A 4,885-nucleotide genomic window follows, 5' to 3' on the forward strand; every position below is an offset into this window, starting at 1 on the left:
AGCGTCGTATTCCTCGGTCGACAGAATCTCGATGTTTCCGACCTCGATGGCCGGATCGGCCGTCACGGCGTCGAGAATGCGGACGAGGCGAGCGGCGAGAACTCGAACGGTGTCTGCATCGAAGAGTTCCGTGGCGTAACGGAAACTGGCATCGATACCGACCGGTGCACCGGACCTGTCGAATTCTTCCGAGACCGTCAGTTGGAGATCGAAGTTCGAAATGTCGTTGGGGAGTTCGATGCCCTCGATCGACAGCCCGGGCAACGTCACCGTGGGTCGGTCGGTGTGCTGGAACTCGAGCATCACCTGGAACAACGGCGCATGGGCCGTCGACCTCGCGGGATCTACCGCATCGACCACTCGCTCGAACGGGACGTCCGCGTGTGTGAACGCGGCGAGGTCGACGGCGCGAACGTCCGACAGCAGATCCTCGAAGCGAGTGGAGCCCGGCACCTGGGTACGCAGGACGAGCGTGTTGACGAACATGCCGACGAGTTCGTCGAGCGCAGCATCTCCGCGGCCCGAGATCGGCGTTCCGACAGAGATGTCCTCGGTACCCGAGAGTCGGGCCAGAAGGACGGCCAGAGCGGCGTGCACGATCATGAACGAGCTCGAATTGTGTTCCGCAGCAACTGCTGCGAGCCGTGCATGAACGGCGGCGTCGATCTCGAACGGAACGGTGTCGCCGCGCAGCGACGCCACGGCAGGCCGGGGCCGATCGGTCGGCAGGGGCAGAACCTCTGGGCTGCCCGACAGCATGTCGACCCAGTAGGCCGATTGTTGTGCCATCAACGACTCGGGATCGGACTCGGCCCCGAGGTACCGGCGCTGCCACAGCGCGTAATCGGCGTACTGCACCGGCAACGGTTCCTGGCTCGGTGCGTGCCCCGCGGCGCGGGCGCTGTACGCGACCATCAGGTCGCGGGCCAGCGGTGCGCTCGAGAACCCGTCGGAGGAGATGTGGTGCACGACCATCACGAGGACGTGCTCGTTCTTGCTCTCTCGGATCAGTCGAACTCGCAGCGGAACGTCCGCCACCACGTCGAAGCCGGAGTCGGCGATGTCGCTGATCAACTCCTGCACGCGTCGTTCGCCGTCCGCTGGGATCGGAGTCAGATCCGGCAGCGCCGAGGCCACGTCGAGAATCGATTGAACGGGACCGTCGTCGGAGAGCGGGAACATCGTCCGAAGCGACTCGTGCCGGGTCAACACGTCACCGATGGCCGAGTGCATCGCGTCGACGTCGAGAGCACCACTCAGGCGCATGGCGAAGGCGACGTTGTACGCCGAAGACCGGGTGTCGTACTGATTGATGAACCACATTCGCTGCTGTGCCAGCGACAGCGGTACGACGTCGGGCCGCTCCTGCGGAACCAGTCGGGGTGCTGCCTCGGCGTCGTGGTCGCGGATGTCGAGGCCGGCAGACAACGCACGCACGGTGGGCGCGTCGAACAGATCCCTGATGCCGATGTCGCTGCCGAGCGCTGCGTTGACTCGTGAGACGAGGCGCATCGCGATCAGCGAATTGCCACCGATCTCGAAGAAGCTCGACGTGACGCTGACCTGCGACATACCGAGGAGGTCGCCGAAGACACCGGCGACGATCTCCTCGACCGGATTTTCCGGACCGACGAATTCGGTGGCAGCGACGGTGAACTCGGGCGCGGGCAACGCCTTTCGATCGAGCTTGCCGCTGGCGTTGACCGGCAACGAGTCGAGCACGACCACGTGCGAGGGGACCATGTACCCCGGAAGTCGACGTCCGGCCTCGGCCGTCAGATCGGTGGGGTCGACGGCAGAACCGGGCGTGCCGACCACATAGGCCACCAGCGTCTCGCCGGTGTTCGGGTCCTTGTGGACCAGCGCGATCGCCTGGGCGACCGACTCCGAACGTAGAAGAACAGCTTCGATCTCGGGCAGCTCGATGCGCAGGCCGCGCAGCTTGACCTGGAAGTCGGTGCGGCCGATGTACTCGAGCTCTCCGTCGGCGCGCCAGCGAACGAGATCGCCTGTGCGATAGAGCCGCTCACCCGGTTCACCGTATGGATCGGCGACGAAGCGATCGGCCGTGAGGTCACCGCGGCCGACGTACCCGCGTGCGAGTTGCACACCTGCGAGATAGAGCTCGCCGGGTGCTCCGATGGGTGCCAGACGCAACGAGGCGTCGAGCACGTACAACCGGGTGTTCCACACCGGTGCACCTATGGGGATCGTGACCGGGTCGCGGCCGCTCACGTGGTAGTAGCTGACGTCGACAGCCGCTTCGGTGGGACCGTAGAGGTTGTGCAACTCCGCGAGAGAGAACTGAGCGAATTGTGCTGCGGTTGCGGGCGGAAGCGCTTCACCACTGCAGAAGACGAGCCGCAGCGAGGAGCACTCTGCTGCCCGGGCTCCTGCCGCGAACACCGCGAGCATCGACGGGACGAAGTGCGCGGTGGTGATGTGCTCGTCCGCGATGATCCGGGACAGGTAGGCGGGATCGCGGTGTCCGTCAGGTTCTGCGACAACCAGCTTGGCGCCGACCTGAAGTGGCCAGAAGAACTCCCACACCGACACGTCGAACGTGGCCGGGGTCTTCTGCAGAACGGTGTCGGAGGGTTCGAGGCGATACTCGTGCTGCATCCACAGCAGGCGATTCACGATGGCCGAGTGCGTGACGGCGACACCCTTGGGCCGGCCGGTCGAACCGGAGGTGTAGATCACGTAGGCGGTGTTCGAGCCGCGTAGGGTTCCCAGCCGGTCGGTGTCGGTGATCGACGAGTGATCTCTGTCGGAGACGTCGAGCAGATCGACGGCGAGTACCGGGGTTGCGACCGGAATGTTGATCCAGTCGCGGCTGGTGGTGAGGATGCACACCGGTTGAGCGCTGGACAGCACGTAGGACGATCGCTCGACCGGATGATCCGGGTCGATCGGCACGTAGACTCCACCGGCTTTGACGATGGCGTACATGCCGACGAGCAGATCGATCGATCGCCGGATCGCCAGACCGACGTGGGATTCCGGTGTCACGCCGAGCGAGATGAGGTGACGAGCGAGCTGATTGGAGCGCTCGTCCAATTCGAGATAGGTGACGTGCTCGTCCTCGAACACCAGCGCGGTCGAGTACGGACTGCGCAGCACCTGCCGGTCGAACAGACTACTGAGCGTCAGGTCGATGTCTCCGGCAGGGATCTGCTGGTGGAGCGAGGATTCGATCTGGCGTGCCGTGTCGTTCCACTCGAACAGGATCAGTTCCCGTTCTGCGGCGGAAAGTATGTCGATGTCGCCCGTGCGGATGTCCGTCGACGTGCCGATGGTGTCGACGATCCTGAGGAAGCGATCGACGAATCGATCGATCGTTTCGGGATCGAACAGATCTGTGGCGTACGTGAATGCAGCCGACAACGCGCCGGATTCGTCGATGGGGTCCTGATCCACGCGAAGCTGTAGATCGAACTTTGCTGTATCGGTGCTGACCTCTTCGAACTCGACGGTGAGATCGGGCAACTCGAGCGTGGCCGAGGCGTTGTTCTGGAACTCGAGCAGAACCTGGAACAGCGGCGAATGATCGGTCGACCTCACCGGATCGAGCACGTCGACGAGCCGCTCGAACGGGATGTCGGTGTTGTCGAAGGCGGCGAGGTCGGAGCTGCGGGTACCGGCCAACAGCTCACCGAAGGTTGCCTGCGGCTCGACCTGAGTACGCAGCACGAGAGTGCCGACGAACATACCGACGAGATCGTCGAGTGCGGCATCCCCTCGTCCGGCGATCGGGGTACCGATAGCGATGTCCTGGGTTCCGCTCAGTCGCGCCAGCAACAACGCAAGTGCGGAGTGGACCACCATGAACAGTGTCGACTCGTGTTCGGTGGCAACCGAAGACAGCCGTGCGGCTGCGTCGGCGGGAATCGTGAAGGAAGTGACACTGCCACGCATCGACTGGCGCGTGGGGCGTGGCCGATCGAGCGGCATCGGCAGTACGTCGGGCAGGTCCGCCAGTGCCGACTGCCAGAATTCGAGCTGGCTCGCTGCCACGGAGGAGGGATCGTTCTCGTCGCCGAGGACCGCGTGTTGCCACACTGCGAAGTCCGCGTACTGCACGGCCAAGGGTTCCCACACCGGAGGTGAACCTGCGGCCCGGGCACCGTAAGCGACCATCACATCGCGTGCCAGCGGCGCCATCGAGCCACCGTCCGCCGCAATGTGATGGACGACGATGGACAGCACGAACGTGGTCGGCCCGGTCCGATAGAGGACGGCGCGAAAGGGCAGATCGGACGTGACGTCGAATCCTGTTGTCGCAGCGGTGCGGACAAGCGCGTCGACCGACGCGGCGTCCACATCGACCACGGTGAGCGGAAGCTTCGAGCCGGTGACTGCCTCGACCGGTGCGATGACCTGGTTCGGCAGATCGCCGACGGTGGGAAACACCGTCCGTAGTGATTCGTGCCGCGCGAGGACGTCGCCGATCGCCTCGGACATCGCAGTGACGTCGAGGTGACCGGTCAATCGGACCGTCAGCGGAATGTTGTACGCGGGCGAAGTCACATCGAACTGGTTGATGAACCACATCCGCTGCTGCGCGAGGGACAGCGGAACGGACTCGGGGCGTTCGACGGGGACGAGTGCCGGACGGCGATGCAGTGACGCACCCTTCGCCTCCGCCCGTTCTGCCAGGGTTCGAACCGTCGACGCCTCGAACAGATCCAGCACCTTCAGGTCGGTCCCGAGGGCAGAGTTCACCCGCGCTACCAAACGCGTTGCCACGAGGGAGTTTCCGCCCAGATCGAAGAAGCTGTCGGTCACGCCGACCCGATCGACTTCGAGAACGTCGCAGAACACCGCTGCGACGGCGACCTCGTACTCGGTCTGTGCAGCCTCGAACACACCCTGCGATCCGAGC

General features: G+C 64.5%; 1 protein-coding gene. It reads right to left on the minus strand.

Going from position 1 to position 4,885, the window contains the following annotated elements:
* Positions 1 to 4,885: non-ribosomal peptide synthetase (locus RHODMAR_RS15850; RefSeq protein WP_008716254.1), on the minus strand; the 4,885-nt coding region annotated here is incomplete at both ends.

It is taken from the genome of Rhodococcus sp. AW25M09 (assembly GCF_000333955.1).
GTDB lineage: Bacteria > Actinomycetota > Actinomycetes > Mycobacteriales > Mycobacteriaceae > Rhodococcoides.